Origin of the sequence: Helicobacter sp. 11S03491-1 (assembly GCF_002272835.1) — a bacterium.
Classification (GTDB): domain Bacteria; phylum Campylobacterota; class Campylobacteria; order Campylobacterales; family Helicobacteraceae; genus Helicobacter_J.
This window is the reverse complement of the sequence record NZ_MLAO01000006.1, coordinates 22,097-47,907: the sequence shown is the minus strand read 5'-3', so window position 1 is coordinate 47,907 and position 25,811 is coordinate 22,097. Positions and strand designations below refer to the sequence as shown.

29 protein-coding genes are annotated in these 25,811 nt (G+C 33.7%); 17 read left to right on the top strand and 12 right to left on the bottom strand.

The window, feature by feature from the left end; genetic code table 11:
- Nucleotides 1-5 precede the first annotated feature (5 nt).
- From BKH45_RS05385 to BKH45_RS05315, 16 genes are all read left to right on the top strand, one after another.
- The gene (locus BKH45_RS05385; protein ID WP_095274459.1) at nucleotides 6-1,331 is read left to right on the top strand and encodes an NFACT family protein; all 1,326 of its coding nucleotides are present in this window, start codon (nucleotides 6-8) and stop codon (nucleotides 1,329-1,331) included.
- 17 nt (nucleotides 1,332-1,348) lie between these two features.
- On the top strand, nucleotides 1,349-1,654 hold the full coding sequence (locus tag BKH45_RS05380; RefSeq protein ID WP_095274458.1) for a hypothetical protein: 306 nt from the start codon (nucleotides 1,349-1,351) through the stop codon (nucleotides 1,652-1,654).
- A gap of 433 nt (nucleotides 1,655-2,087) precedes the next feature.
- Nucleotides 2,088-3,254 carry a hydrogenase small subunit gene (locus BKH45_RS05375; protein WP_095274457.1) on the top strand — a complete coding sequence of 389 codons (1,167 nt, stop codon included), beginning with the start codon at nucleotides 2,088-2,090 and terminating at the stop codon, nucleotides 3,252-3,254.
- A gap of 10 nt (nucleotides 3,255-3,264) precedes the next feature.
- Complete coding sequence (locus tag BKH45_RS05370; protein ID WP_095274456.1) at nucleotides 3,265-5,001, top strand: nickel-dependent hydrogenase large subunit; 1,737 nt, start codon at nucleotides 3,265-3,267, stop codon at nucleotides 4,999-5,001.
- 9 nt (nucleotides 5,002-5,010) lie between these two features.
- Nucleotides 5,011-5,715 carry a Ni/Fe-hydrogenase, b-type cytochrome subunit gene (gene cybH, locus BKH45_RS05365; RefSeq protein ID WP_095274455.1) on the top strand — a complete coding sequence of 235 codons (705 nt, stop codon included), beginning with the start codon at nucleotides 5,011-5,013 and terminating at the stop codon, nucleotides 5,713-5,715.
- Entirely contained in the window at nucleotides 5,712-6,248 is a 537-nt protein-coding gene (locus BKH45_RS05360) for a HyaD/HybD family hydrogenase maturation endopeptidase (RefSeq protein WP_095274454.1), read from the top strand. Before cybH ends, BKH45_RS05360 begins: the two co-directional genes overlap by 4 nt.
- A 2-nt stretch (nucleotides 6,249-6,250) precedes the next feature.
- Complete coding sequence (locus tag BKH45_RS08735) at nucleotides 6,251-7,888, top strand: hypothetical protein (RefSeq protein ID WP_143428384.1); 1,638 nt, start codon at nucleotides 6,251-6,253, stop codon at nucleotides 7,886-7,888.
- Nucleotides 7,881-9,137: an EAL domain-containing protein gene (locus tag BKH45_RS05355; protein ID WP_180675651.1), complete on the top strand. Its 1,257-nt coding sequence runs from the start codon at nucleotides 7,881-7,883 to the stop codon at nucleotides 9,135-9,137. Before BKH45_RS08735 ends, BKH45_RS05355 begins: the two co-directional genes overlap by 8 nt.
- Before the next feature lie 51 nt (nucleotides 9,138-9,188).
- Nucleotides 9,189-9,554 (top strand): aspartate 1-decarboxylase, encoded by a 366-nt coding sequence (gene panD, locus BKH45_RS05350; protein WP_095274452.1) that lies wholly within the window; start codon nucleotides 9,189-9,191, stop codon nucleotides 9,552-9,554.
- Between the two features lies 1 nt (nucleotide 9,555).
- Nucleotides 9,556-9,867 (top strand): YbaB/EbfC family nucleoid-associated protein, encoded by a 312-nt coding sequence (locus BKH45_RS05345; RefSeq protein ID WP_095274451.1) that lies wholly within the window; start codon nucleotides 9,556-9,558, stop codon nucleotides 9,865-9,867.
- On the top strand, nucleotides 9,860-10,906 hold the full coding sequence (locus tag BKH45_RS05340) for a PDZ domain-containing protein (protein WP_095274520.1): 1,047 nt from the start codon (nucleotides 9,860-9,862) through the stop codon (nucleotides 10,904-10,906). Before BKH45_RS05345 ends, BKH45_RS05340 begins: the two co-directional genes overlap by 8 nt.
- A gap of 7 nt (nucleotides 10,907-10,913) precedes the next feature.
- The gene (locus tag BKH45_RS05335; RefSeq protein ID WP_095274450.1) at nucleotides 10,914-11,792 is read left to right on the top strand and encodes a polyprenyl synthetase family protein; all 879 of its coding nucleotides are present in this window, start codon (nucleotides 10,914-10,916) and stop codon (nucleotides 11,790-11,792) included.
- Nucleotides 11,789-12,577: a 5'/3'-nucleotidase SurE gene (gene surE / locus BKH45_RS05330; protein ID WP_095274449.1), complete on the top strand. Its 789-nt coding sequence runs from the start codon at nucleotides 11,789-11,791 to the stop codon at nucleotides 12,575-12,577. Before BKH45_RS05335 ends, surE begins: the two co-directional genes overlap by 4 nt.
- Nucleotides 12,578-12,623: 46 nt before the next feature.
- Nucleotides 12,624-13,265, top strand: a complete 642-nt coding sequence (locus BKH45_RS05325; protein WP_095274448.1) for a hypothetical protein — start codon at nucleotides 12,624-12,626, stop codon at nucleotides 13,263-13,265.
- 35 nt (nucleotides 13,266-13,300) lie between these two features.
- The gene (locus BKH45_RS05320; protein ID WP_095274447.1) at nucleotides 13,301-13,924 is read left to right on the top strand and encodes a 6-pyruvoyl tetrahydropterin synthase family protein; all 624 of its coding nucleotides are present in this window, start codon (nucleotides 13,301-13,303) and stop codon (nucleotides 13,922-13,924) included.
- Nucleotides 13,918-14,670 carry a 7-carboxy-7-deazaguanine synthase QueE gene (locus BKH45_RS05315; RefSeq protein ID WP_095274446.1) on the top strand — a complete coding sequence of 251 codons (753 nt, stop codon included), beginning with the start codon at nucleotides 13,918-13,920 and terminating at the stop codon, nucleotides 14,668-14,670. The genes BKH45_RS05320 and BKH45_RS05315 overlap by 7 nt, the downstream gene beginning before the upstream one ends.
- 29 nt (nucleotides 14,671-14,699) lie before the next feature.
- On the opposite strand, the gene gpmI is transcribed toward BKH45_RS05315, so the two are convergent.
- The gene (gene gpmI / locus BKH45_RS05310) at nucleotides 14,700-16,178 is read right to left on the bottom strand and encodes a 2,3-bisphosphoglycerate-independent phosphoglycerate mutase (protein ID WP_095274445.1); all 1,479 of its coding nucleotides are present in this window, start codon (nucleotides 16,176-16,178) and stop codon (nucleotides 14,700-14,702) included.
- A gap of 505 nt (nucleotides 16,179-16,683) precedes the next feature.
- Here gpmI and serB point away from each other — a divergent pair.
- Nucleotides 16,684-17,304 carry a phosphoserine phosphatase SerB gene (gene serB, locus BKH45_RS05305; protein WP_095274519.1) on the top strand — a complete coding sequence of 207 codons (621 nt, stop codon included), beginning with the start codon at nucleotides 16,684-16,686 and terminating at the stop codon, nucleotides 17,302-17,304.
- 103 nt (nucleotides 17,305-17,407) lie between these two features.
- Here serB and mrdA read toward each other — a convergent pair whose 3' ends face one another.
- The 11 genes from mrdA to BKH45_RS05250 all read right to left on the bottom strand — a co-directional run bounded on the left by mrdA (nucleotide 17,408) and on the right by BKH45_RS05250 (nucleotide 25,781).
- Nucleotides 17,408-19,198, bottom strand: coding sequence for a penicillin-binding protein 2 (gene mrdA / locus BKH45_RS05300; protein WP_095274444.1), 1,791 nt, complete (start codon nucleotides 19,196-19,198; stop codon nucleotides 17,408-17,410).
- The gene (locus tag BKH45_RS05295) at nucleotides 19,173-19,664 is read right to left on the bottom strand and encodes a hypothetical protein (RefSeq protein ID WP_143428383.1); all 492 of its coding nucleotides are present in this window, start codon (nucleotides 19,662-19,664) and stop codon (nucleotides 19,173-19,175) included. The genes mrdA and BKH45_RS05295 overlap by 26 nt, the downstream gene beginning before the upstream one ends.
- Nucleotides 19,613-20,029, bottom strand: a complete 417-nt coding sequence (locus tag BKH45_RS05290; protein ID WP_095274518.1) for an N-acetyltransferase — start codon at nucleotides 20,027-20,029, stop codon at nucleotides 19,613-19,615. Before BKH45_RS05290 ends, BKH45_RS05295 begins: the two co-directional genes overlap by 52 nt.
- A 40-nt stretch (nucleotides 20,030-20,069) precedes the next feature.
- The gene (gene yihA / locus BKH45_RS05285) at nucleotides 20,070-20,705 is read right to left on the bottom strand and encodes a ribosome biogenesis GTP-binding protein YihA/YsxC (RefSeq protein ID WP_095274442.1); all 636 of its coding nucleotides are present in this window, start codon (nucleotides 20,703-20,705) and stop codon (nucleotides 20,070-20,072) included.
- Nucleotides 20,702-21,226: a lipopolysaccharide transport periplasmic protein LptA gene (lptA, locus tag BKH45_RS05280; RefSeq protein ID WP_095274441.1), complete on the bottom strand. Its 525-nt coding sequence runs from the start codon at nucleotides 21,224-21,226 to the stop codon at nucleotides 20,702-20,704. The genes yihA and lptA overlap by 4 nt, the downstream gene beginning before the upstream one ends.
- Entirely contained in the window at nucleotides 21,223-21,789 is a 567-nt protein-coding gene (locus BKH45_RS05275; RefSeq protein ID WP_095274440.1) for a hypothetical protein, read from the bottom strand. Before BKH45_RS05275 ends, lptA begins: the two co-directional genes overlap by 4 nt.
- Nucleotides 21,764-22,255, bottom strand: coding sequence for an HAD hydrolase family protein (locus BKH45_RS05270; protein WP_095274439.1), 492 nt, complete (start codon nucleotides 22,253-22,255; stop codon nucleotides 21,764-21,766). Before BKH45_RS05270 ends, BKH45_RS05275 begins: the two co-directional genes overlap by 26 nt.
- The gene (hisB, locus tag BKH45_RS05265) at nucleotides 22,252-22,836 is read right to left on the bottom strand and encodes an imidazoleglycerol-phosphate dehydratase HisB (RefSeq protein WP_095274438.1); all 585 of its coding nucleotides are present in this window, start codon (nucleotides 22,834-22,836) and stop codon (nucleotides 22,252-22,254) included. Before hisB ends, BKH45_RS05270 begins: the two co-directional genes overlap by 4 nt.
- Before the next feature lie 2 nt (nucleotides 22,837-22,838).
- Nucleotides 22,839-23,708: a septal ring lytic transglycosylase RlpA family protein gene (locus tag BKH45_RS05260; RefSeq protein ID WP_095274517.1), complete on the bottom strand. Its 870-nt coding sequence runs from the start codon at nucleotides 23,706-23,708 to the stop codon at nucleotides 22,839-22,841.
- 83 nt (nucleotides 23,709-23,791) lie between these two features.
- Nucleotides 23,792-24,907, bottom strand: coding sequence for a lytic transglycosylase domain-containing protein (locus BKH45_RS05255; RefSeq protein WP_095274437.1), 1,116 nt, complete (start codon nucleotides 24,905-24,907; stop codon nucleotides 23,792-23,794).
- Between the two features lie 106 nt (nucleotides 24,908-25,013).
- Nucleotides 25,014-25,781: a TatD family hydrolase gene (locus tag BKH45_RS05250; protein ID WP_095274436.1), complete on the bottom strand. Its 768-nt coding sequence runs from the start codon at nucleotides 25,779-25,781 to the stop codon at nucleotides 25,014-25,016.
- Nucleotides 25,782-25,811: the final 30 nt, after the last annotated feature.

Below are 25,811 nucleotides of genomic sequence, written 5' to 3'. Positions count from 1 at the left end.
TTTTTATGAAACTTGGGTTGCTTAAAAATATTGCTAAGTTTTTCAGCACTCAAGAAGTGATTGAGAATCTCAAACGAATTGATGATAATTTATTTAAACTTGAGTTAAAAAATAAGATTTTTTATTTTGATATGACAAAAGGAGAGAGTCATATTTTTATCACTTCTACGCTTCTTTTGCCGGCAAAAAAATATAATGCTCCTTTTGATGTATTGCTTAAGAAATTTTGTTCAAGAGCTAGGATTTTAGAGTGCAAAACGGATGGGGATAATCGTATTTTGAAATTTGATTGCAAACAAAGCGGGGCTTATAAAGACATTTTATTTTCTATTCAGTTTGAATTTACAGGTCGGCATACAAACGTTATTATTTTGGATTCACAAAATATTGTTTTGGAAGCTTTGCGGCATATCAATAGTGATAGAAGTTTTCGTGAAGTGCGTATTAATAAAATATTGCAACCTTTGGGACAGCCCCATTATCGAAATTTTGAAAATCATCAAGATCTGAATGATGAAGAGTTGTTGGGGCAACTTGAAAAATTTTATTTAAATATGTTAGAAAAAAAACTTGCCCTTAAAAAGCAAATTTTAATAGAAAATTTTTCTAAAAAGATTCAAAAACTTCAAAAAACACTACAAGATTTGCCTCAAGAAGAAGAAATGGTTGCTACTGCAGATAGACTTGCTAAAGATGCCAATATTGTATTGGCAAATTTAGGGCAAATAAAAAATTTTGTTACTACAATTAAGCTAAAAGATTTTTGGGGTAATGAAGTAGAAATCTCTCTTCCATCAGGGATAAGAACTCCTCAAGAAGGGGTAAATTTAATGTTTTCTCAAGCTAAAAAATTGATTAAAAAGGCTAAAAATACTCATATGCAAGTCCAAAATCTTGAGAGTAAAATTCATTTCTTTAACCAAGAAATGAGGTATATCCAAACAATTACTTCATTACAAGATTTGGTGATTTTAGAGCCTAAAAAAACGGATAAAAAAATATATTCTAAATATGAAGTGATTTTTATTGAAGGGCTAAAAATTTCTATAGGAAGAAATAAAAATGAAAATCAAGCTCTTCTGGAGGAGGCAAGGGCTGATGATATTTGGTTGCATATTCGAGATATTCCCTCTTCTCATATGATTATTCATTGTGGAAAAGGGAAGGTTTATGAAGAAATAATTTATAAAGCCGGACAAATTTTAGTAGGATTAAATTCTATTCAAACAGGAAACTTTAGTGTCGATTATACCAGAAGAAAGTTTGTAAAAATCATTGAAGGATCAAATGTGATTTATGCCAAGCATCAAACTTTTCATTATAAAAAATAAATTTCAAGGATGAAAAAATGGCAATTTCACCTATTGGCAATATAACTTATATCAATCAAAATTCACAAGCAAATTCTACACAACAAGCAAATGCTCTGGGAAGAGCAGATATGACAAATATTTTAAATAAAGAGTTTGAAGATAAAATCAAAGATATACAAGAAGTCCGACCTACTGAGACTTCTGATGCTATCCATCCTGATTCCAAAGGCAATGGAGGGTTAGAACAAGAGCAAAAAAAACAAAAACAACTCTCAGAAAAACAAGAAGACACAAAAGAGGAGTTTATTAAGTCTTCACACATCTTAGATATAAAAGTTTAGATTTTATTTTATAAAATTGTATCCATAATGATTAAATTCCAAAGATTAAATTTTGTGAGATTTTTTAGGCTATTTTAATAGCCTAAAATAAAGTGATTTGGATTAAATAGCATTGTTTTTCTAATTTATTAAATAATTCGAAGTGTGTTTATGGAGCAAAATGGAGACATAAATACATTCTCTCTTCATTTTTTACATCGCAGGATTCTTAGTATTTGCAAATATTTTCAAAATATTTTTAAATTTAGAAAGACAGCTATGATTTAAGCTGTGATAGAATCCTTAATAATTGAGATTTGGAAATGTTTTTAGATTCCGGATTATCCTCATCAAAATATTTCTCATTTATCTTGTTTTGTTAGAAAAAAAGTTATAAAGTATAGTGTTCAATTTTACAAACACCAAACACAAACAACCACATTAAGGATAAACTATGGAACGACAAACCAAAGACAATGCTCTATTTGAACAAATATCTCAAAGGCTTGAGAGACTTTCTAAATTAAGTCCTCATAATCAAGATAAAGACTTAAATACACAATTAAGTAAAAAAGGTATCAACAGAAGAGATTTTATGAAATGGGCAGGGATGATGACTGCTACGATGGCTTTGCCCGCAAGTTTTGTGCCATTGACTGCAAAAGCTGCCCAAATAGCTAACCGTATCCCGGTTATTTGGTTGCATATGGCAGAATGCACGGGTTGTAGCGAAAGTTTGTTGCGCACTGAAGATCCAAGTATTGACAGTATTATTTTTGATTATATCAATTTGGAATATCATGAGACAATCATGGCTGCTTCCGGCTATCAAGCAGAGCAGAATTTAAAAAATGCCATTGCCAAACATAAAGGAAATTATATCCTCATGGTTGAAGGAGGTATCCCACAAGGGACAGAGTATTTCCTCACTATCGGGGCAGATGGACATACAGGGGCAGAAGAATGCAGGGAGGCTGCCCAAGGAGCAGCAGCTATTTTTGCTATCGGGACTTGCTCAAGCTTTGGAGGTGTTCAGGCAGCCTATCCTAATCCTTCAAATGCACAACCTTTGAGTAAAATTATCAATAAACCCATTATTAATGTCCCGGGTTGTCCTCCAAGTGAGAAAAATATTGTAGGGAATATTATGTATTTTGTAATGTTTGGAACATTGCCTGCAGTAGATGCCTATAATCGTCCAATGTGGGCTTATGGTCATAGGATTCATGATTTGTGCGAAAGAAGAGGACATTTTGATGCAGGTGAATTTGTGCAGCATTTTGGAGATGAAAATGCGCAAAATGGTTATTGTCTCTATAAAGTAGGCTGTAAGGGACCTTATACTTTTAACAATTGCTCCAAACTGCGATTCAACTCCCATACAAGCTGGCCTATACAGGCAGGTCATGGTTGTATAGGGTGTTCAGAGCCAAATTTTTGGGATACTATGAGTCCTTTTGAAGAACCCATTGGGAATAGATTGTTCCATACTTCTTATGATGGCATTGGAGCAGACAAAACAGCTAATACAGTGGGGACTGTTATTTTAGCTGCTACAGCTGTGGGTATTGCTGCTCATGCGGTAGTTTCGAGCTTGGTAAAAAATAAAGACGAGCAATAAGGAGTAAAAAATGACAAAACGAATTATAGTAGATCCAATTACAAGAATAGAGGGGCATTTGAGAATTGAAGTGATCGTAGATGAAAATAATGTTATTCAAGATGCATTTTCATCATCAACACTATTTAGAGGGCTTGAAACCATTATTAAAAATCGCGATCCTCGTGATGCAGGGCTTATTGCCCAAAGAATTTGTGGGGTTTGTACTTATTCTCATTACAAAGCAGGGGTAACAGCTGTTGAGGATGCTTTGGGAATTACACCTCCTTTAAATGCTTTGTTGGTAAGGAGTTTGATGAATATTGCCTTGATTTTACATGATCATGTTGTGCATTTTTATACTTTGCATGGGCTTGATTGGTGTGATATTACCTCTGCGCTCAAAGCAGATCCCGCAAAAGCAGCCAAAGTTGCTTTTAAATATACAGATTATCCTCTGGTAGCAGGTGAAGACGAACTCAAAGCAGTGCAAAAAAGAGTTACGGATTTTGTCAAACAAGGGGCATTAGGACCTTTTAATAATGGTTATTGGGGGCATAAAACTTATCATTTTTCTCCTGAACAAAATCTCATTGTCCTCTCACATTATCTGAAACTTCTGGAAATTCAAAGAGAAGCTGCAAAAATGACAGCTATTTTTGGCGCTAAACAACCCCACCCCCAAAGCCTAACAGTTGGAGGTATCACTTCTGTAATGGATGTTATGGATCCTACGCGCTTAGCAGAATGGAAATTTAAATTTGAAAAAGTTGCTGATTTTGTCAATCGTGCTTATTATCCGGATCTTGTTATGGCAGGCAAAGCCTTCAAAGATGAACAATCTGTTATAAAAGGCTGTGGGCTTACAAATTTCATTGCTCACGAAGAGATTTTGCTTTCAAAAGATCACAATCTCCTTAGTAGCGGGGTTGTCTTGAATGGTGATTTGAATAAACTCTACCCTATTGATGAAAATCTTATCAAAGAAGAAGTAACCCACTCATGGTATCAATATGAAAATACTAAAGAAGTGCAACTCCAACCTTATGATGGACAAACAAATCCTAATTATACAGGGTTTAAAGATGGCAAAAGTATTGGTCCTGATGGCAAGCCTATACAGACAAAATTATTGGATTTGGAAGGGAAATATTCTTGGATAAAATCTCCCAGATATAATGGTATGCCTATGGAAGTAGGACCTTTGGCATCAGTTGTTGTAGGTTTGGCTGCAAAAAATCCTTATATCACTAAGATTGCCACACAATTTCTTAAGGATAGTGGTTTGCCTATTGAAGCGCTTTTTAGCACACTTGGACGAACAGCAGCAAGATGCATAGAAGCAAAAGCGATTGCAGATAACGGATTGATGACTTTAAATTCTTTGATAGAAAATTTAAAATCTGATAAGGCAACTTGCGCTGATTATGTTATTGATAAAAACAAAGAATATAAAGGCAGGTATATTGGTCAAGTCCCTAGAGGAATGCTAAGCCATTGGGTAAGGATTAAAAATGGGGTTGTAGAAAATTATCAAGCTGTTGTCCCTTCTACATGGAATGCAGGACCTAGAGATAATAAAGGGCAAAAAGGACCCTATGAGATGAGTCTTATTGGGACAAAAGTGGCTGATATTACAAAACCTTTGGAAATTATTCGGACTATCCATTCATTTGATCCTTGTATTGCTTGTTCAGTTCATGTGATGGATACCAAGGGGAATAAAATTGGTGAATACAAAGTCGATCCTGCGTTTGCAAGGATTTAGGAGGACAAGATGAAAAACTCAATAACTTCAAATGGGAAAAAGTTCCAAGCTTATAAAGAATTTTCAGGACTTACCAGAATATTTCACTGGATAAGAGCATTTGCGATTTTTGGACTTATTTTTACAGGTTTTTATATTGCATTTCCATTTTTGCAATCTCAACCAAGCCCACAACCAACTAATTTTTTGCAAGCTTATATTAGGAGTTGGCATTTATTTTTAGGATTTGCTCTTATTGGCGTATCTATTTTTAGGCTTTATTTGTTTATTTTTGACAGAGCCAGCAGATTAGAGAGAGTCTCATTTTACCAATGTCTCTCTCCAAAAGTTTGGATTGAGCAAATCAAAGTTTATCTTTGGGTAGGCAAACACCCTCACATTAAAGGAGCTTATAATCCTTTACAATTTGTAACTTATTTTATTTTGGCTGTATTAACCTTAATAATTTGTCTTACAGGTGTTGTTTTGTATTATAATGTTTATCATAATGGTTTAGGCAGTGTGCTTGAGGATTATTTTAAATGGTTTGAGGTAATGTGTGGGGGACTTGCAAATGTGAGGTTAATCCATCATATTGTTACATGGGCATTTATTATTTTTATTCCTGTGCATATTTATATGGTTATATGGAATTCTCTAAAATATCCTAATGGTGGAGCAGATGCTATGATTAGTGGTCTGAGATACAAAAAGATTGAAAAAGTAAATAATTGAAAATTTTAATTTTGGGGATTGGGAATATACTTTTTGGAGATGAGGGCATAGGTGTTCATCTTTGTAATTTCTTGAAACTTAATTATGCCTTTAGAGGTGATCATGATATTGATATTATTGATGGAGGGACAATGGCGCAGATGTTAATCCCTATTATCACTTCTTATGATAAGGTTTTGATTCTTGATTGTGTGAGTGTGGATAATGAAAAAATAGGGGAAGTTTATTATTTTGATTTTGATAATGTCCCTAACACGATTACTTGGGCAGGAAGCGCTCATGAGGTTGAAATGCTCCAAACTCTTAAACTTACTCAACTTTTAGGTGATCTCCCACCTGTAAAGATTATTGGCATTGTTCCCCAAGTCATTGGAGAACAAACTGCTTTTAGGCTTTCTGAGGAGGTTAAAAAGGGCGCTGTTGTAGCAGAAAAGTTAGCTGTTGGATATCTTTTAGATTTGGGGGTTGAGGTAGAAAAAATCGGCAATAAAGATCTTCAAGAAATTGCTAATTTTTCTTTTAGGGGTTATTAGAGATGGTTTTTGAGTTTATTTTTAGCACTCAATCAAAATCTCATGCTCGCATATTTGATAAGTTTTTGCAATACCATGCCACATTAAAAAATCTAAAATTTTCTCATTGCTTTGATCTTACAAAGACTCCTTCAGAATATATATTTTTGTTAGATGCTTCAACCCAAGATGCTTTAGATTTTGCTGATGATATAGCTAAAAGATTGCCCTTATCAATCCATTTTCGTTTTTTAGAGTTCAAAATTTCTGAGTGTATTTTGGACAAACCTCAAAAAAAATCTCATAAACAGCCTGAGTTTTTAGATGCCCTTGAAACAAAAGAGATTTTGGACAAAAATTCTTCAAAATTTTGCAATTTGTTTGATTGGGTAAAAAATATTCAATTCTTAGGCAAACAAATAACCCAACCAAGCGATCTTCAAAAGGCATTCAAACAAATCATATTAAAACTTAAAAATAACCAAAGTGTTCTTATCAAAACCTCTAGAGGCATCAAAGAAATCTCATTATCGCAAAAAAGTTTAGATGTGATGTTTTGGGATCTTTGTAATGCTTTGACTTATACGCGTTTGCAAAACCTTGAATCTCAAGTACTCGCAAGCTATGAAAAACCTTCTATGCTATTATGTCCCAAGGAGGTTTTCGCCCCTTTGCTGCTTAAAAATAAAGATACTTTTGAAATACGTGCCATGTTAGCTTATGATATAGTTTTGTCCTTGTTGGGTATATTTGCCTTAGAAGCTGAGATGGGGTATGTATTTGTTAAAAATAGCTCTTCTAAAGAGTTTGATTTGAGTTATGAACATCATAAATTACCTAAAATGAGTGAAATTGTTGTAAGCCAAGAAGGATTTTTGATCTATAAAAAAATCGATAAAAAATCTAAAAATATCTTTGATGTGATTGCGCAGCATTTTGATGATGATAATTCCTCTCTTCCTAAAAATATTCAAAAAAATACTCCTTCTATTATCCATCATCAAAAACTTATCATATTTTTGAGTAAAACACATCCCAGCGGTATTTGGGTCAAGCAAGGGAAAGAATACAAAAGTCTTTTGCCTATTGTTTTTGAAAATAATCCCAAACTGATACTTCAGAAGATAGAAAATCATTATGATGGAGGTGAAAAATTATTGAAGAATTTTTGCAATCATTTTGAAGATATTTTTAGATCCATCCAATCGTTGCCCGATGCATCTATGGAGAGTAAAAATTTGATAGATATATTTTCCAGTGCAGCTTTTGTATTGGGCTATCAAAAACAATTTATATCCAATAATACATGTATTTTAAATCATGCAAAGAAGTTTGTTAGAGATAAGGGTCCCAGAATTGATTTTAAACTTATTAAAGAAAATGATTGTTTAAAGTTAGATTATCCTAAGGTCTTGCGTTCTGCAATGAGTTTTTTGATAGCCGGACTTGATGAGGCAACTCTTAGTTATGGCTTTGTTGATAGTTTGGCTGAATTTTTAGGAAAATTTGCTTTAGATACCAGTATTAATTTTGGCATAAAAAATGCTCTCATATGCGGGGATATGCTTACTCAAAAGGTTTTTTTGGATAAAATGCTGCATTATTTTCCTAAAAGCATTCATCTTGCACTTCCCAAAGAGGGTTATGTTGATTATGATTAAGGTCACTGGAGATATTGATAGTTTAGATTTTGTTCAAAACCAACATAACAATATGAATGCTTTTATCAAAAAAATCTATCAAGGTCATGTTACCAATATGGCAGTAATAGAGATTGATAATTTTAATGGTATTGGGATTGTTTATGGCATCAAAGCAATCACACAAATGGTTAGGAATTTTTATCTGGAAGCGCTGAAATTTTTTCCTCAAAATTATTACAGACTCTATGCGTTAGGTTTTGGACTTTTTGGATTGATAACAACAGATAAGATCCTTTTAAAATCTTTTGTCAAAAAAATCAATGCTTTTAATGATTTGTTTATCCGGCATGAATTTGAAATTAACAAACAAGTTAAAATTTCACTTACACTTCATATCGGCATCTCATCTAAATATATGCAAGATGGGTATTCGAAGTATCGGTTTGATGTCTTAAAAGAAGCTTTTTGCGCTCTTTTAGATGCAAAAAATACTTATAGAGACCTAATTGTATTTGACAAAAATCAAATAAATTCTAAGAATATTCAAGAAAAAATTAGAATTACTAAAATTATCTACCAAGCATTTAGCAATGATTTGTTGATCCCTTATTTCCAGCCCATAGTAGATTTAAAGACAGGTGAAATTTTTAAATATGAAGCATTAGCAAGGATAAAAACTCACCACAATCGTGTCATTTACCCTAAAGATTTTTTAGATGTTTTAAAAAAGACGGTGATTTATGCACGCGCTATCAAACAGCTTATCCAAAAATCTATAAAGATTGCCATTGAAAAACAAATTGATATTTCTATTAATTTGAGTATTGTTGATATAGAAAATTTTGATATTGGGGAATGGTTATTAAACCAGATACAAATCAATCATCTGGGAAAAAGAATTACAATTGAAATTACAGAACAAGAAGGAGCAAAAAATTTTAGCGTTTTTTCAAATTTTTTTAAAAGACTCAAGCAAACAGGCGCTCAAATTGCTATTGATGACTTTGGTTGCGGGTATTCTAATCTTGAAATACTCATGCATATCCCCATTGATTTTATTAAAATTGATGGCAGTTTTATTACAGATATTCATAAAGACGCTCATAAATCCCGGATTGTTATGGGGATTGTAAAATTTGCAAAAGCGCTCCATATTACTACTATTGCTGAGTATGTCATGACTGAAGAAATCTATAAAAAAGTCATGGAATTGGGAGTGGATTACGTTCAGGGTTATTTTATAGGCAAGCCAATAGATTTGAATTAAAATTATGTTAAAATCCAAATAAAATATGGGATTATTTTAAGGATTATTTTAATGAGATTTGAAATGCTTTATAGCAAAATACATCGTGCTAAAGTTACTGATGCGAATCTAAACTATGTGGGATCTGTTACAATTGATGCTAAGCTTGCTCAAAGTGCAGGTTTGTTTGAGGGAATGAAAGTGGAAATTCTTAATATCAACAATGGTGAGCGTTTTAGTACTTATGTAATTTTTGGACAGTCACAAGCAGGTGAAATTTGTCTCAATGGCGCTGCTGCAAGAAAAGTTCAAGTTGGGGATATAATCATTATTGTTTCTTACGCGCAGTATGAAGAATCAGAATTGCTATCTTATCGCCCCACTATTGTAATGGTAGATGCGAACAACAAAATATTATCTATAAAACACGAGGTATAAAATGTTTGATTTAGAACAGTTGAATGGAATTTTTGGTGATATGAAAAAAGAATTTTCAGGCATGGAAGAAAAAATTAAAGATACGATATTTAGTGCAAAAGCCGGAGGAGGGTTGGTAAGTGTGTCCATTAATGGGGCAGGCGAGCTTATAGACATAAGCATTGATGATAGTTTGCTGGAAGATAAGGAATCCTTGCAAATCCTTCTTATTAGCGCTATCAATGATGCTTATAAAAATGTCGAAGAAAACAAAAAATCAATGGCGCTTCAAATGTTTGGAGGGATGAATATATTTGGAAAAAATGATGCCTAAAATATTTATCCTAAAAATTCTACTGGTTTTTGGGTTAGCCGGTAGCGTTTTTGGATATGATTTTTCTCATTGTATGAAATATTATGATATTGCTTCTACGCCCTTAAAGAACACATACTCTATTTCATTAAAAACTCCAAAGAAAAATGTTTCTTTGCTTTTTTCACTCTTGCCCCCACAAGGAGTAAAAGTACTTAAAAGAGATCCTTTTGTGGGGTTGTATTTGATTGAGACTAAAGAAACAAAATATGCTTATCATCTTTTGGACATTGATGGATATGCACGGAGCAAAGAACTTGCTGCAATTGGATCCAAAACTTCTGCAAAAGGAAAGATTTTAAAGTCTCAAAGTGGTTTTATCCATTATGCGCAATTTTCTACTCCTATACCTATAAACGGTGTAGTAAGTAATATTTGTTATCAAATTTATGGGATTGGAGTAGGGGGAAAATATTTTATTGATAAAAAATATATTGATAGATTTCTGAGACAAAATTCGCCTTATTATGGAGATATTGGCATAAGGGTATCTCAAGAAAACAAGTCTATTATTGTTGTTCAAGTAGATCCATTTTTTAAAGAGAATCCATTTTTGCCTAATGATAAGATTATAAGCATCGATAATCAAGCTATCGTTACGCCGGAACAATTTGAATGGAATGTTAGTAATTTGGCTTACCATAAGAATGTAGAGGTAGATGTGATTCGTAACGGGAAACACCAAAAGTTAAAAGTAATTGCAGATAAGCGTTATGGAGGGTTTTTGTTGCCGGATACTTTTTTGGAGAGGTTTGGTATCAAGTTAAATCAAAAACTTGAAATTACGGAAATTGATAAAAGTACTCCCTTAAGGCTTCCTCAATTTCAAGTAGGAGATAGGATTGTTTGGATCAATCATGAAGCTATCATCAAGCCAAATGATGATTCTGAAGAAAAAATAGAAAATTCCTTAAGAAGTGCCTTTTCTCAAGCAGGTATAAAAGGGACTATAGAAGTTTTGATTGATCGTGATGGGCTTGAATTTTATATAAAGTTGTGAAAAAATTATGGATATAAATTTTTATCAAAAAACTTGCTTGGAATTTGAAGAATTTTTGATGCAATCTTGTCCAAAAATAGAAGGATTTCATCCCTACTTTGAACGCGCATTTTGGGAAATGATGTTAAATGGAGGTAAGCGATTTCGTCCTAAGCTTTTATTGAGTATAGTTTGTGCTTATAACCCTTCTTTGAGTAAAAATGCTTTTTTACCGGCGCTTGCTTTGGAATGTTTGCACACTTATTCCCTCATTCATGATGATTTGCCTGCAATGGATAATGCAAATTTGAGACGAGGACACCCTACGCTCCATAAACTTTATGATGAGGCAGGCGCGATACTGGTAGGAGATGGGTTGAATACTTATGCTTTTTATCTCCTCAGCCAAGCTCGACTTGATAATGGGGTCAAAATCAGGCTTATTTCAGAGCTTTCAAATAATGGAGGGATTGGGGGCATGGTTATAGGGCAGGCAATGGATTGTTATTTTGAAAATCAAACTCTTGAGATCTCCAAACTCAAGATAATCCATCATAACAAAACAGCCAAACTTATTGCTACGAGTCTGAAGATGGGAGCTATCATTGCAAATCTTGCGCAAAATACTATAGAGATGTTTTATGAATTTGGGATTGATTTGGGGCTTTATTTTCAGATACGTGATGATGTCATTGATGCAACTCAATCTGAAATACAAGCAGGCAAAACTACCCAAAATGACAAAGAAAAAAATAGTTATGTAAATTTGCTTGGATTAGAGGGGGCAAGGAAGCACGCCAAAGATCTTCAAGAAAATATTTTAAAAAAACTGGAAAATATGACTGAAGGGGCAAGGGTTTGTCTGAATGATTTGTTGGGAGAGTATTTCAAAGAAGGAGTGAGATGAAAAAAATATTACTTACTAATGATGATGGTTATGATTCCAGAGGGTTATTAGCCCTTAAAGAAGCGCTTTGTGAGGTTGCTGAGATACTTGTTGTCGCCCCTTGTAATGAAAAATCTGCTTGTGGGCATGGATTGACATTAACAAAACCTCTAAAACTTGTAAAAGTTGATGATAATTTTTATAAATTAGATGATGGTACACCTGCAGATTGTATTTATCTGGCGCTCAATACAATTTGCAAAGAAGGGTTTTTGCCTGATTTAGTCATATCCGGAATCAATTTGGGTTCTAATATGGGGGAGGATATTACTTACTCAGGGACAGCTGCAGGAGCTATGGAAGGTGTTATACAGGGGGTCCCTTCCATTGCTATTTCTCAAGCAATGCGAGATAAAGATTTGATGAGTGCTTTTGATTTTGCTTTGGCAAAACAAAGCATTCTTGAGATAGTAGATAAGATTTTTAAAAATCAATTTCCTCTTTGTGGGCGAAAATTTTTGAATATAAATGTCCCTCAAATTGATCCATCACAATCCAAGGGTTATCAAATCACTCAAAAAGGATATCGACTTTATGGCAATGAGGCTCATCTCAATCGCAATCCTAGAGGACAAAAATACTATTGGTTAGGGCTTCATCCACTTGCTTGGAATGAAAGAGAATTTCCCAAAGATATGATTTCTGATTTTGCTGCTGTGCATCAAGGTTATGTGTCTGTTACACCCATTACATTGGACATGACAAGCTATGAAGATATAAAATCTTTAAAATCTTGGTTAAAATAATTAATTTGCCGATATTGTTTATATATTTTGTTTTTTGGAGCACCTTATGAGATTTAAAATCCTTACTTTTTCTTTGTTTGTAATGATTTTTTTGGGTTGTGCCAATAAGCTTCATATGGGATATTATTCAGTTATACAGAGAGATTATACTTTTAATGTGCATGCTCCAATTGTGATTGTTTATGACAAAGATGATCTCTTGAGTGCTGCTTATAGTAATCTGGTTATTTATGAACTCCAAAAAAGAGGTTTTACAAGTGTTTATAAACAGACGGATTTGCCAATAAAAAGAGCAAGAAATGCAATTTTTATCAAAGTATTTCGAAGTATTCAACCTTATCCGAATGTGAATTTTAATTTTTCTGTCATTGATGATGGGGTAACCCAGTCTTGTTATTGGTATGGCACTCAATTTTATTGTTCAGGCAAAACAAATAAAATTTTTGCTTTGACGGGTTATTCAGAGAATTTGAATTATCTCTCAAGCTATCATTTTGTTTTGGATTGGTATGATTTAAATCTAAAAAGACGTGTTTTATATGTAGATGGAAGTATCAGGGGTAAGACTTGTGGTTATAGTCTTTTTTTTAGAGATTTGGTGATTCACACAATCAATCGCATTGACTTTACTCGTGGAGAGCGTTATCAATATTACTCTGAACTTCCTTATTATTGGCCTTGTGATTAAAGAAGAATTAGAGAGAATTAATAGGAGTTTTTAATATGGTTATTAGGCGTTCTTTTGGATTTTGTGCTTCGCATATTGTGCGGAATTGCACTTCTAGAAGATGTGCCGGGAGTCTTCATGGGCATAATTACAAAGTCGAGATTTTTGTCAGCGCAGATTCTTTTGATAGCGCAGGCATGGTGCTTGATTTTGGAATTTTTAAGAATCAAATTGCAGACTTTATTGATGGCTTTGATCACGCCCATCATTTTTGGGATAAAGAAAGTTTAGATTTTACTGAGTTTGTAGCCAAACATTCTGCCAGATATGTAAAACTTTCTTTAAACCCCAGCGCAGAAAATTATGCGCTGTTGATATTATTTTATGTAGATAAGATTTTTCAAGCTATGGAATTTGGAAATTCTGAAGGAAATATATGGGTGGAATCTGTGCGTGTTCATGAAACCGATCATGGTTATGCAGAAGCTTTTAAGCAAGACTTATCCAATCCAAATTTTATGAAATATATTCATTTAGATTGTGTTTGGTTTTCAGATGAAATACGTTCAGAGTGGAAGAATCCTCTCATGCTTGAAGATCTCAAAAAATATCATCAAAATCCTTTAAAAAAACCTTTTAAAAATCTTATTCCTCCCCATCAAATCAAAATTCAATGCTAGCTGTTTCGGAGGTTTTTTATAGTTTGCAAGGTGAGGGAGAATTTATAGGTATTCCTAGCGTTTTTTTGAGATTGGGGGGTTGTAATCTTTCATGCCCGGGATTTGGGGGTAGAAGTGATTATAAAGGGATAGAATTTTTAGGTTGTGATAGCATTTATGCTGCTAATCCAAAGTTTTCTCAAGAATGGTATTTTTATCCTAATGCACAAACACTAATTGATAAAATGCAGTCTTTTTCAGATATAAAATTTGATGTAATTCTTACCGGTGGGGAGCCAAGTTTGCATTTTAAGAATCCTATTTTACTTGAAGTGATTGAATATTTTTTGTATAGAGGGCATCGGGTTTGTGTGGAAAGTAATGGCAGTATCGAGTTTATATTTAATCATATTTTGAGAGAGCTTTATTTTACTTTGAGTATTAAATTAAGCAATTCAGGGGAGGTATTAAAAAAACGAATCAAAAAAGAAGCTATTCAAAATATTATTGACAATGCAAAAAGAGTTGTTTTTAAATTTGTTTTAAATGCCAAAATGTGCGAGGATGGTAGTGCTATTGAAGAGATTAAGGCTTTACTTAAAGATCTCAATCTCAAGAATAATCAAATTTATTTAATGCCTCAAGGAGTAAGCTTGGAGGAGCTTGACAAAAATATTTCAAAGATATACCTACTTTGCTTGCAAGAAGGATTTTGTCTCTCTGATAGGTTACATATACGCATATGGGGAGATAAAAGAGGCGTTTAATAAAAAATAAAATAGTTTTTTAAGAATAATTAAAAAAGAGGTTCATCCATTTCTTCAGGTTTAGATAATCCCATAAGTTTAAGAACTGTGGGGGCAATATTGTTGAGCCCACCATTATTTATTTTTGTAACACCTTTGCCCATTACAAAACAATATACATCTCCAACGGTATGATTGGTGAGTATATTTCCCGCATCATCTTTCATTTCTTCGCAATTACCATGATCGCTTGTAATAACAAGAGCATAGTCTAATTTTTTAGCACATTCAAGAATCAGCCCTAATTGAGTATCAATAGTTTCAATGGCTTTAATAGCAGCTTCCATATTGCCGGTATGACCAACCATATCGCCATTAGCAAAATTAACCACAATCAAATCCATACCTTCATTCATAAATTTTTGCACAACCAAAGAGACTTCTTGAGCACTCATCTGAGGGCAAAGATCATAAGTGGCAACTTTGGGGCTGGGGATAAGGACTCGAGTTTCATTGATAAAAGGCTCTTCAATCCCTCCATTGAGAAAAAATGTTACATGAGCATACTTTTCGGTTTCTGCGGTATGGGCTTGTGTGAGATTGGCTTTAGATACAACTTCTGCAAGCGTGTTGTGAATTTTATCCTTTGGAAACAAAACAGGGTAGGGAAATTTTTCATCATAAGGAGTCATGGTAGCAATTTTAAGATTTATTTTTTTGTTTCTTTTGAAATCATTAAAATCAGGATTCCCAATAGCTTCAGTCATTTCTCTGGCGCGATCATTTCTAAAATTAGTAAAAATGAAACCTTCCCCATCTTCCATTCCTCTATAATCTCCAAAACTGACCGGCAAAATAAATTCATCAGTGATATTTTGGGCATACATTTTATCAATATATTCAAGCGGGCTTAAAGAAGTGGGATTTTCTCCTGCAACAATGCTTTCATAAGCAAGCTTGATGCGATCCCATCGCTTATCCCGATCCATAGCATAAAATCTTCCTGAAAGGGTGGCTATTTTGATATAAGGGGAACAGATGTGTAAAGCTTGATCTAAATATGTTTTTACACTTTTGGGTAATACATCACGACCATCGCTAATAAGGTGAAGCCAGACTCTTTTACCCAAAGATTGTAATAATTTTGCAATAACAAGAAGGTGTTTGAGATGAGAATGCACCCCTCCATCACTTGCCAAACCACATAAATGAAATGTCTTGCAAGTTTGAACCAAAGAGATAAAAGCAGGATTACTTTGGATTTGATTATTTTGTATGGCTAGAGAAATTTTTACCAAATCTTGGTGAAGAATTCTACCTGCGCCAATGCACATATGCCCTACTTCTGAATTTCCCATTTGACCATCCGGCAAGCCTACACTCATCCCATATGTTTTGATTAGTGAATGAGAAAGATGACTAAACATCCACTCATAAGTAGGTTTTTTGGCATGATAAAAAGCATTATATTGTGTTTTAGGACTATAGCCTATACCATCAGTGATGACCAAGAGAGTTTTTTGAGCCATTCTTTCTCATTTCCCTTTTGTTTTTTGGTTATGAAACCCGGAAGATATTCTATTATTATTGATTAAATACCATAGCCGGACTTGAATAATTTTTGTCATTTGAGAATCAATCAATACAACATATTTTACCTTGTTTCTCATGGTTTAAAACATAAATTAAACTGATTTATTTCACTAAATTTTATGAATATTTTGTCATGAAGAGTATGGTTTGAACTCTATATTTTAGACAATACCCATAGTATTTTCTGCGATACGATGAAATTGATATGGTTTTATGGAGAGTGGAGAGAAGGGAAAAATATGATAATGAGGTAATCTTTAAGAAAACTTAAAATAAGTTACACTCAGGTTTTATAAATAAATTCTGAAATGATATAAAATTAGAAAATCCTCTTAAAATAACTCATCTTATTTTTAGATTTCAAATAGATAAAATAGATGATGATTTGATAAAATTAGATTTTATCTAATTATAAAAGGATAGATATTGATAGAAAATATAATGAAATTAGCTGTTTTTGACTTCGATTCTACGCTTATGGATGGAGAAACGATTGAATTTTTAGCAAAAAGCTATGGAGTGGAAAAAGAAATTATTCATATCACACAAAAAGCTATGAAGGGTGAATTGGATTTTTATGAGAGTCTTAAATCTCGTGTTGGTTTGCTCAAAGGTATGCAAGAACAAAAAGCTAGGGAAATTTGTCAAACCCTCCCTTTAAATCCCGGAGCCAAAGAAGTTGTTTATGGGTTGAAAAATAAAGGTTATAAAGTTGTGTGCTTTAGTGGAGGATTTCAATTTGCAACTGCTTATTTTAGAGATATTCTTGGGCTTGATGGAGAATTTAGCAATATTTTACATTGTAAAAACGGCAGATTAAGTGGCGAGGTAGGAGGGGAGATGATGTTTGGTTTTTCCAAAGGAAGAATGCTCCAAACTCTTCAAAAACTCCTCAATATCTCACAAGCACAAACTCTTGTTGTTGGTGATGGGGCTAATGATGCCAGCATGTTTGCTTATGCAGACAAAAAAGTCGCTTTTTGCGCAAAAGAAATCCTCAAAAAGCAAGCAAATATTATTATTGACAAAAAAGATTTACAAGAAGTGTTGGCATATGCCTAAGATAATTCCTCATTTATTATTATCATGAATGATTCAATCACGTTATTCAAAGGTTTCAAATTTTTGTTTTTTGAGATTAAAATTTGCAAGATAGATATTTGAATTATTTTAAATAGCCATAATCATGAAGCGCATTAGCCATTTTGACCAAAATAGGACCTGCTTTTCCCCCACTCTGACCATGTTCGAGTAATATGGTGATGACATATCGCGGATTTTTATAGGGGACAAAACCTGTAATCCAAGCGTGGGATCGATGAAAATATTCCATGTCACTTTCTTTTATTCTAACTTTGATTTCTTGGGGGATTTGAACAACTTGTGCGGTCCCTGTTTTGCAAGCAATGGGCACTTTAGATCCTAAGGTGTGTGAATATGCCGTCCCTCCTTTGATGCTACAAGCCTCATACATACCTTTTTGAAGCACATTAAGTTTAGATTTTTGAAAATCATTTAAGACATCTTTTGGTTGGTAATCTAATTCTTCTTTGCCGAAAATTTTAGCAAAATGAGGTGTAGGTAATTTTCCGCTTGCAATCAGGGCAGTATATCTGGCAATTTGCATGGGTGTTACCAAGAAAGCTCCTTGTCCAATAGAAGTAACGATGGTATCTCCTGTGTACCATACTTTCCCATATCGTTTCATTTTCCATTCCGGATCAGGGACGATCCCTACGAATTCATTAGGAATATCTATCCCGGTTTTTTCTCCAAAACCAAGCTCTCTAAGCACACCGGCAATATTACTCATGCCCGCATTTTGAGAAAGTTTGTAAAAATATACATCTACAGATTCTTTAAGTGCCTTGATGAGATCAGATTTTCCATGTCCTGTTGGTTTCCAATCGCGAAATTTTCTTCCTCCAAGCTCAATATAAGCCGGCGTATCAATTTTTGTATTTTCATTGATCCCGGCATACTCTAAAAACGCCAAGCCCATACCCATTTTGATAACAGAACCCGGAGGATAAAGGGCATTAACAAGTTTATTGAGCAGAGGGTTAAAAACATTTTCACGCAATGCATCCCATTTTTGAAAACTAATACCCCCAACAAAATCATTAAGATTGTACTCAGGATAACTCCCTGCTACAAGAATATCACCATTGTGAACATCCATGATAACAATAGCTCCAGTTTTATTTTGAAACTCTTCATCAGCGATTTCTTGTAATCTCATATCAAGGCTAATGATAAGATCATTTTGTGTTTGAGGCTTGGATTCTTCTAGAATTTCTAATTCTTGGTTGAGGGCATTGACGGCTACAATTTTATGTCCGACTTTGCCTTGCAAGAACAGATTATATTGTTTTTCAAGTCCTGTTTTGCCAATAATACCGGTATATTTACTCACAGGATCATTTAAAATATCATTCTCATCCGCAGCTCCTACATAGCCAATGACATGAGAAGCTGAGAGGTTATTAGGGTAGAGTCTTTTTGTGGAAGGTTGTACTAAAATATCAGGATTTTGAATAATTTGAGCATAAACTTCTTGCATTTGGGCATAAGGGATAAAATTAACAACTTTTATAGGAGTATGATTGTAGGCAGAAACTTGTTTTGTGTATGATTTGATAATGTCTTCTTGATTGATGTTTGGAAAATATCCTTTAATGATAGCGATTTGTTTTTGTAGGGAATCATTTTTAAGCAAGGGATTAAATGAAATAGAAAAACCTAATTCATTGATAGCTAAGGGTTCTCCATTCCTATCAAGTATTTGTCCTCTGGCAGGGACCAAAATTTCTTTTTTTGTCATATTTCTTTGGGCAAGTTTCTCAAAATATTGGTGAGATTTGATGGTGAGGACAAATATTTTAGTGATGAGGGATAACCAAACCACTATAAAAATAAAAATGACGATTTTATATTTTATATTTAATTTTTTCATAAATAATTCCCAAACAAGCTTCATAAAATACATAAGATATAAAAATAGAACCCAAGTTTGAACTAAGTGTCCCGCCAAACATTTCTAACAAATACAATGCAAAGAAATAAATAAAATAGATTAAAGGTATGTAGAAAAATATAAAAAATACATTTTCCTCAAAAAGCAAGCGAAATTTTTTTACCACAAGCCAATTAGTAATCACAAAAACAAGGGGCAAAATACCTGCATGTTTGTTGTGATCAAATTCAAAAAATATCAAACAAGCCACAATGCTAAAAGTTACAATCCATCGATTTGTTTTTGAAGTTTGCATATAAAAAACAAAAAGCAAACCAAGCATAGGAGGTAGCCATAAATAAATATCACCCAAACACGTATAAACACAAAAACACACTAAAAGCAAGGATGCTTTTAGAATTTCTTTAAAAGTGCTATTTCTTCGCAAATTGGAAAATGTTTGCATGCAATACAATCCGCCCATATTTTGTGGTTTGGCAAAAGAGATTTTTCAATCACTTCAAAACCTAATTTTTTAAATAATTTATCATGGTAAGTCAAAACTAAAAATTCTGTAATACCAAGAAACTCACCTTCTTGTAATACTTCTGCGACAAGTTTGCTTGCAATTCCTTGTTTGCGATAATTCTCATCTACAACCAGACTTCTTACTTCTGCTAAAATAGGTGAATAGATATGCAAGGCGCAAAAGCCAATAATCTTATCTTGATCTTTAGCAATGAAATAAGAACGCACAGAAGTAGCCATTTCTTCTGCAGAGCGAGGCAAAATAAATCCTTTGCGCACCTCTTGTTGCACAAGCGCGTGCATAGGGGCAATATCCTTTAGGGTTGGTTTTTGTATTGTTAAATCAGTTTGTATCAATTCCAAGCGCTCCCTTAAAAATCATTTCTCGTATTTTTCCTTTGCCACCATATCTTTTGTCTATAATTTTATCATTATTTGATGTTACTACTTTTGCTTTTTGATAAAATTGATGTTGTTCATTTTTGCTTAGCTTGTCAAATTTGGTATAAATGCTTAAGATTTCTTGATCCCCTTTTAAAATATCATTTAAAGCTTTGCAGACATAAGAATCCAGTTCAAGTTGGGTATGGCGCGCATCAATTAAATGGATAAAAAGTTTAATGTTAGTGCGATAATTTAAAAACTCCCAAAGATTTCTCTCCCAATCTTTTTTGATTTGCTTGGAAACCTTTGCATATCCGAATCCGGGTAAATCTACAAAACGAAGAGGAATAGTTTGCGTAGTTTGCAGGGTTTGATCTTCTTTTTTTTCCCAAATTGTGTTAAAAAAGTTAATTAATTGTGTTTTTCCCGGTGTTGTTGAGCTTTTAGCCAGTTTTTTATCCAGCAAAGTATTGATAAAAGTACTTTTGCCTACATTGCTTCTGCCTAAAAATACTACTTCGGTTATATTTGGTGGGGGACATTCTGTGAGCTTTGAAGCAGAAGTGAGAAAATTGGCTTCTTTAATGAAAATCATTTTTCCGGCTTGTCTGATTTGGTTTTTGGAGATTGTTTTTTGGAATCTTTTTGTTGGGTGTCATCAAGATTAAAAATAAATTTAGCCGGTTTGTTTTCACTTCCAATAACATTAGCATAGCCATTTTCATTATTGACAATAATTTCTTCTCCTCTTATTGTGTTTGCTTTGCCTATTTCATTGACTACGGCATTTTGGATCAATCTGTATTCACCGCTTTGGGCATTATAAGTGAGCTTATCTGAATGCCCCTTAATTTCTCTGCCATCTTGCATAAAAATATGGAATTTAACATTCCCTTGGGCTTCATAAGATTGAGGTTTTCTATTTTTGTCTGTATAGATAATAACTTTATCAGCCTCAAGAGTATCTTTGGATTTTTTGATATGCACATCGCCTTCTATGATAGTGATACCTTTAGCATCATTGCTGGAGAATTTTTTAGCTGTTATTTCAAGTGTTTCTTGAGCCCAACCCCACAATACAAATACACAACAAATCAAGAATAGCATTTTTTTCATTTTTGATCCTTCTTTTCGTTTGTGTCTAACAAAATTTTTGAGATAATATCAGTAGCTGTAATATTTTGGATTTTTTTATTATAGATAATATTTTTACCTTCAAAATTACCTTCTAATGTGCTTAAAATAAAACTTCCATTGCCTTTGAAAATCTCTTTCCGATAATCATAAGTGCCGCTTTGACTCCAGAAACTCCCCCCATCACTCTTGATGTAAGTAGCTCCTTTTGGAAAGTGGTAAATATCCCCTTTTTTAACCACTTCTTCTCCGCTTATATACTCATATGATTCTTTGGATTGGGTATTATATCTGCTAGCCAAAAAACCATAAAGCACCTCGTAATCTTTAAATTGTAAAGCCTTGGCGCCTTCAATTTTCATATCTACAGATTTAGCATTAACCTGATACATGTTAAAGTCTTCTAATTCAATTTTTGCTAGAGTTGGGCTTGTTGTATCTTGTAAATATTTCGAAGGCGCGAAGAAAAAAAATGAGCCTAAGGTGATCCCCAAAAGTATCAAGAAAAATTTTGATACACTATTGATAGAGTTTAAGTACTGCATCTTTGAGCCCATCTTTTAAAAGGATATACTCAATCATTTCTCGCACAGCGCCCTTACCTCCATTATTCTGCAAAATTACATCTGCATAATCTTTAAGCCATTTTGCACAATCATGAGGCGCAAAACAGAGCCCACACTCTTTAAACATTGCCAAATCATTTAAATCATCTCCAATGCAAGCAATTTGATGCGTTTCAAGATCGAATTTTTTCTTGAGTTTGGAGAGCGCTTCTGCTTTGGGAATGCCCATATAGACTTCAGAAATTCCCAGTTCCTTTGCTCTAAAAGATGTAATCCCTGAATGTCTGCCTGAGATAATAGCTACTTTTTTATTTAATTTTTGCCAAGCTACTAATGCCAAGCCATCTTTAGCATCAAATGTTTTACTCTCAATAAATTTTTCATCATAAGTAATCCCCCCATCCGTAAGAGTCCCATCAACATCTAAAACAATAAGCTCAATCACAAAGATCCTTTTGTGCTCGGAATTATTATTTGATTATTTTTGATCAATGCCCTTCTTAAGGCAATTCCAAAAGCTTTGAAACTTGCTTCAATAATATGGTGAAGATTTTTACCTCTTTTGAGGTAGATATGCACACATAACCCTGCATTGATCGTTAAGGCACGAAAAAATTCTTCAATTAATTCCACATCAAAATCCCCCACTTTGCCTTTAAAAGCGCCATAAACATCCATATCAAAGACTAAAAAAGCTCGATTGCATATGTCCATATCGCATTCTACACAAGCCTCATCCATTACTACTGCTGCATTTCCAAATCTTTCAATAGCCCTTACAGGGTAGATTTCTTCTCTTAAAAGTTTTCCAAGTACAATCCCACAATCTTCAACACTATGATGATCATCAACATGTCTGTCACCTTGACAAGTAATGCTAAGGTCCATGAGAGAATGCTTTTTTAGCGCTTCTAACATATGATTGAAAAAGCCTATTTGCGTATCAATTTTACCCTCACCGCTGCCATATATTTCCAAATTTGCTTGTATTATCGTTTCTTGCGTATTGCGTTGTATAGTTTTCATTATTACTCCCTGATAATTACTCCGGCGATATTTTTAGATTTAGCAAAGTCAAGTGCTTCATCTTCGCTTTTGAATCCTTCTACAAATACTCTATAGATAGGTTCGCCATTACCGGTTTGCTCTCTTATTTCTACGTGATAAATTCCTTCAATAGATTTTTGAGTTTGCTCTTTGAGAGATTGTGCTCCCTCTTTTTTCCTAAAAGCCCCTACTTGTAAAGAGAAATTTCCTCCCTCAACACTGTTTTTACTATCACCAATTTTAAATTCTTCTTGCAAGCTTTTTGATTGTGCCATATCTTTAGAAACAGAATTTTCATAGTTTTTGGAAATTATCCCTCCAAATCCTAATATTTCAAGCCTGACTTTGGCAGTTCCCTTAGCCACCATATCAATGTCTTTGGCTGCTGCATTTGACAAATCAATAATGCGTCCATCAACAAAAGGACCTCTATCATTGATCCTCACGACAGTGGTTTTGTTATTTTCTTTATTATGGACTTTAACAACAGTATTCATAGGCAAAATTTTACTTGCAGCTGTATGGGCATGCATATTATAAATTTCTCCATTGGATGTTTTTTTGGAATGGAAGTTTGGACCATACCAGCTGGCAATACCATCAAAGATTTCTCCTACATCCACACGTGTAGGATAATACCATTTTCCTGCTATTTGATAGGGTCTCATAGTTGCCCTTTGAATGGCTGCAGAATCACGCATTCCTTCCATCATAGAGGGATTGGGATTATCAAGGTTATTAGAGCCATCAAATCCTGAAGATCCTCCCAAATAGGACTGATTGGCGTAATTGGAGGTATATTTTTTAGAACGATAAGCGCTCAGACCTTCATAATCACTAAATGCACCCATTCCTCCATTATAAACACTTTGAGAAGAACACCCCAAAAATATCCCTACTCCCAAAAATAAACCCCCTCTTTTAAAATGTTCCTTCAATGATTAGCCTCATTTTGAGCAATTTTTTGATAATTCTTTTTGATTACAGGGACAATAAGTTTTTGATTGATAGACAAAAATGAATTTTTAAGATTATTAGTAATTTTAATTTCTTGAATGCTTACTTTATATTTTTTTGATATGGAAGTCAGAGTTTCTCCATGTTTGACTTTGTGGAGGACAAACATTTCATTAGGGTTTTTTTCTTGTGTGAAATTTTGCTTGAAATAAGCAAGCTTTTCATAGGGGATATAAACTGCGTATTCATTGTATCCTGGGGGCAAAAAATTATAACGAAATTGTCGGTTGTATTTTTTGAGATCTTCCAGAGACATCCCTGCACCCTCTGCGATTGCAGATAGCATAGTGCCTGCTTTGATATTGAGACTTGCTAATGTGCTCATAGCTCCACGATTGAGTAGATATTCTCTATCTTCACTTTTTAGTTTTTCAATATTATTGAATGCCAATGACATACTTAGAATCATTTGAATATAGCTTCTTGTCTCTTTGGGGAGGTATTTTTTATGTTCATCCAAAAGCACGTCAATATCTGTGCTTTTAGCTTCCTTAATAGCTTTTTGAAGACGCCCCACACCACAATTATAAGCCATAGCTGCCAAATACCATTTTCCGGTAATTTTATACAAAAATTGAAGGTATTTTATGGCTGCTTGCGTGCTTTTGATAGGATCACGTCTTTCATCAATATAATCATTGATTTTAAGTCCTAATTGTTTGGCTGTATTGGGCATTAATTGCCAAATTCCTGCGGCTTTTTTAGGACTATAGGCTCTTGTAGAAAACTCTGATTCTGCCATCGCTAAAAATAAAAATTCTTGTGGGATTCCTGCTTTGGCTATCATGCTTTTAAGGATAGGGATAAACTCATAACTGGAATCAAATTTTTCTAAAAAATAATCCCATCTTGCTTCTGCAGTATTGGATTTAAGCGAGTTTTTTGCCCTTAATTGGGCTAAAAACGTTCCACTGACTCCAAATGAGTTCAAAACGTTTTCGCTGAATCTATCATAAACTAAACTATCAAAATCTGCTTGTAACATATTTGCTGAAAATAAACAAGTTAGCAAGAAAGTCATTTTAAGTTGCATTCATTTTCCTCATGAGAATATTCATTATTTTACAGATTCAAAAAGATGATTTTACTTGAAAAATACTTAAAGGTAAAATGAATCCATAAAAATATATCTTCATTGATTATATTTTTCCAAATAGTTGATAAGCATTTTGTGTGCTCAAATGTGCAATTTCATCCGGACTCATCATGAGAGTTTCAGAGAGTTTTTGGACAATAAGAGGGATAAACATTGGCTCATTTCGTTCGCCTCGATGTGGATGAGGAGTGAGATAGGGGGCATCTGTTTCAAGCAATAATCTGTTTTTTGGAATTTTTGGCAAGATTTCGATGATTTTTTTCGCATTTTTAAACGTGCAAACACCTCCTATGCCATAATAAAATCTATCTGAAAGTCCTAATAAAATCTCATCTGCATTAAAGCAGTGTAGCACTCCTCTTAAGTTTTTATAAGTATTTAAAATCTCAAAAGCATCTTTGCTTGCTTCTCGAATATGGACAATCAAGGGCAAATCATGCTTTAGGGCTAGTTGGATTTGAGAAATAAATACTTCTTTTTGTAGGGCTTTATAAATGTCTTGATTGGTCTGAGGGAGACGGTAATAATCTAACCCGCATTCTCCAATCCCTACACATTTTGGGTGAGTAGCCCAACAACTAATACTATCTAATGTGCTACTTCCAATCTCATAGGGATGAATACCCGGTGCAAAATAAATATAAGGATGATTTTGCGCAATATCAATGGCTCTAGGTAAGTCTTTTGGATCAGCTCCCGGAATGATGATTTTTTCTATGCCTTTTGATTTTGCTCTAAGGATAACTTCTTCAAAGTCATTTTCATAGCATTGATTATCCAGATGGCAGTGAGTATCAACTAAATAGCTCATTTTTTTCTCATTTGTGGTAGAATTTAAGTT

Bases quoted from the DNA above. Each gene is read 5' to 3' on its own strand.
- BKH45_RS05385 (WP_095274459.1), top strand. From the start codon at position 6: ATGAAACTTGGGTTGCTTAAAAATATTGCTAAGTTTTTCAGCACTCAA.
- BKH45_RS05380 (WP_095274458.1), top strand. From the start codon at position 1,349: ATGGCAATTTCACCTATTGGCAATATAACTTATATCAATCAAAATTCA.
- BKH45_RS05375 (WP_095274457.1), top strand. From the start codon at position 2,088: ATGGAACGACAAACCAAAGACAATGCTCTATTTGAACAAATATCTCAA.
- BKH45_RS05370 (WP_095274456.1), top strand. From the start codon at position 3,265: ATGACAAAACGAATTATAGTAGATCCAATTACAAGAATAGAGGGGCAT.
- cybH (WP_095274455.1), top strand. From the start codon at position 5,011: ATGAAAAACTCAATAACTTCAAATGGGAAAAAGTTCCAAGCTTATAAA.
- BKH45_RS08735 (WP_143428384.1), top strand. From the start codon at position 6,251: ATGGTTTTTGAGTTTATTTTTAGCACTCAATCAAAATCTCATGCTCGC.
- BKH45_RS05355 (WP_180675651.1), top strand. From the start codon at position 7,881: ATGATTAAGGTCACTGGAGATATTGATAGTTTAGATTTTGTTCAAAAC.
- panD (WP_095274452.1), top strand. From the start codon at position 9,189: ATGAGATTTGAAATGCTTTATAGCAAAATACATCGTGCTAAAGTTACT.
- BKH45_RS05345 (WP_095274451.1), top strand. From the start codon at position 9,556: ATGTTTGATTTAGAACAGTTGAATGGAATTTTTGGTGATATGAAAAAA.
- BKH45_RS05340 (WP_095274520.1), top strand. From the start codon at position 9,860: ATGCCTAAAATATTTATCCTAAAAATTCTACTGGTTTTTGGGTTAGCC.
- BKH45_RS05335 (WP_095274450.1), top strand. From the start codon at position 10,914: ATGGATATAAATTTTTATCAAAAAACTTGCTTGGAATTTGAAGAATTT.
- surE (WP_095274449.1), top strand. From the start codon at position 11,789: ATGAAAAAAATATTACTTACTAATGATGATGGTTATGATTCCAGAGGG.
- BKH45_RS05325 (WP_095274448.1), top strand. From the start codon at position 12,624: ATGAGATTTAAAATCCTTACTTTTTCTTTGTTTGTAATGATTTTTTTG.
- BKH45_RS05320 (WP_095274447.1), top strand. From the start codon at position 13,301: ATGGTTATTAGGCGTTCTTTTGGATTTTGTGCTTCGCATATTGTGCGG.
- BKH45_RS05315 (WP_095274446.1), top strand. From the start codon at position 13,918: ATGCTAGCTGTTTCGGAGGTTTTTTATAGTTTGCAAGGTGAGGGAGAA.
- gpmI (WP_095274445.1), bottom strand. From the start codon at position 16,178: ATGGCTCAAAAAACTCTCTTGGTCATCACTGATGGTATAGGCTATAGT.
- serB (WP_095274519.1), top strand. From the start codon at position 16,684: ATGAAATTAGCTGTTTTTGACTTCGATTCTACGCTTATGGATGGAGAA.
- mrdA (WP_095274444.1), bottom strand. From the start codon at position 19,198: ATGAAAAAATTAAATATAAAATATAAAATCGTCATTTTTATTTTTATA.
- BKH45_RS05295 (WP_143428383.1), bottom strand. From the start codon at position 19,664: ATGCAAACATTTTCCAATTTGCGAAGAAATAGCACTTTTAAAGAAATT.
- BKH45_RS05290 (WP_095274518.1), bottom strand. From the start codon at position 20,029: ATGCACGCGCTTGTGCAACAAGAGGTGCGCAAAGGATTTATTTTGCCT.
- yihA (WP_095274442.1), bottom strand. From the start codon at position 20,705: ATGATTTTCATTAAAGAAGCCAATTTTCTCACTTCTGCTTCAAAGCTC.
- lptA (WP_095274441.1), bottom strand. From the start codon at position 21,226: ATGAAAAAAATGCTATTCTTGATTTGTTGTGTATTTGTATTGTGGGGT.
- BKH45_RS05275 (WP_095274440.1), bottom strand. From the start codon at position 21,789: ATGCAGTACTTAAACTCTATCAATAGTGTATCAAAATTTTTCTTGATA.
- hisB (WP_095274438.1), bottom strand. From the start codon at position 22,836: ATGAAAACTATACAACGCAATACGCAAGAAACGATAATACAAGCAAAT.
- BKH45_RS05260 (WP_095274517.1), bottom strand. From the start codon at position 23,708: ATGGGTGCATTTAGTGATTATGAAGGTCTGAGCGCTTATCGTTCTAAA.
- BKH45_RS05255 (WP_095274437.1), bottom strand. From the start codon at position 24,907: ATGCAACTTAAAATGACTTTCTTGCTAACTTGTTTATTTTCAGCAAAT.
- BKH45_RS05250 (WP_095274436.1), bottom strand. From the start codon at position 25,781: ATGAGCTATTTAGTTGATACTCACTGCCATCTGGATAATCAATGCTAT.